The sequence below is a fragment of the Nocardioides sp. NPDC023903 genome (assembly GCF_040639295.1).
Classification (GTDB): Bacteria; Actinomycetota; Actinomycetes; order Propionibacteriales; family Nocardioidaceae; genus Nocardioides.
Genome location: NZ_JBEZZS010000099.1, coordinates 1 through 1152 on the forward strand (window position 1 = coordinate 1; position 1152 = coordinate 1152).

Sequence of the window (1152 nt, forward strand, 5' to 3'; positions counted from 1 at the left end):
AGACTGTCCATCGGCGGTGAGCCGTGGCGGCCGTGGATGAGCATCGTGGTGATCGCTGCCTATCTCGCCTTCTTCCCGATCGCCATCGGGATGCTGCGCGGGCTACAGGCGCCGTCGGCGGCCTCGGTCGAATTGCTGCGTAGCTGTTCGGCCGGATGGTGGGCGACGTTGACGCGCTTACGGTTTCCCGCCGCCGTCCCCTCCTTGATACCGGCGCTACGGCTGGCCGCCGCCGCCGCGGTGATCGGCGCGATCGTCGCCGAGATCTCCACCGGGACCGCGGGCGGGATCGGGCGACAGATCATCGTGTTCTCCCAGCAGGCCACCGGCGATTCGGCCCGGCTCTACGCCGCCGTGCTCGCCGCCGCGCTGCTCGGTGTCGTCCTCACCGCGCTGGTCGGTCTGGTGGAGCTGGCGCTGCGCCGCTACAGCCACCCGCCGGGCACCGGCACCGCGAGCGAGGGCCGATGAGCCCCACCGAAACACTCTCCACGCCACCATGTCAGGAAGAAGTACCCATGACCATCTCAGTCGCCGAACCCGGCAGTCCGGGGGCGCCGGCCGCGGTCGAGCTGAGCGAGCTCGGCAAGACCTTCGCCGCCGGTGCGGTGACGGCGCTATCTGATGTCTCGCTCTCCGTCGCGGCGGGCGAATTCGTCTCGCTCATCGGACCTTCCGGCTGCGGCAAGTCCACCCTGTTGCGGATCGTCGCCGACCTCGAGACGCCGAGCAGCGGCACTGTCGCCGTGCACGGCAAGCCCGCGCGGCAGGCGCGGATCGATCAGGACTACGGCATCGCGTTCCAGCAGGCCGGTCTGCTCGACTGGCGCACTGTCGCAGCCAATGTCGAACTGCCTCTCGAATTGCACAAGGTGCCGAAGGCGCAGCGCAAGGCACGCAGTGCCGAGCTGCTCGCCATGGCCGGGCTCAGCGAGTTCGCCGACCGCTACCCGGCCGAACTGTCCGGCGGCATGCAGCAGCGCGTCGCGATCGCCCGCGCACTGGCCCGTAAACCCTCGCTGCTGCTGATGGACGAGCCGTTCGGTGCGCTCGACGAGATGACCAGAGAACGCATGCAGCGTTGGGCAGAGATCACCGGGAACGAGGTCTCGCCGCCGATCCCGGCGACCGACGGCGATGCCCTGATCGTCG

General features: G+C 69.4%; 2 protein-coding genes. Both read left to right on the forward strand.

The features are described from left to right. Positions 1-471: ABC transporter permease subunit (locus AB0F44_RS30225; protein ID WP_357361067.1), on the forward strand; the 471-nt coding region annotated here is incomplete at its 5' end. Beyond that, the coding region (locus tag AB0F44_RS30230; RefSeq protein WP_357361069.1) for an ATP-binding cassette domain-containing protein at positions 468-1152 on the forward strand (685 nt) is incomplete at its 3' end. The genes AB0F44_RS30225 and AB0F44_RS30230, both read left to right, overlap by 4 nt.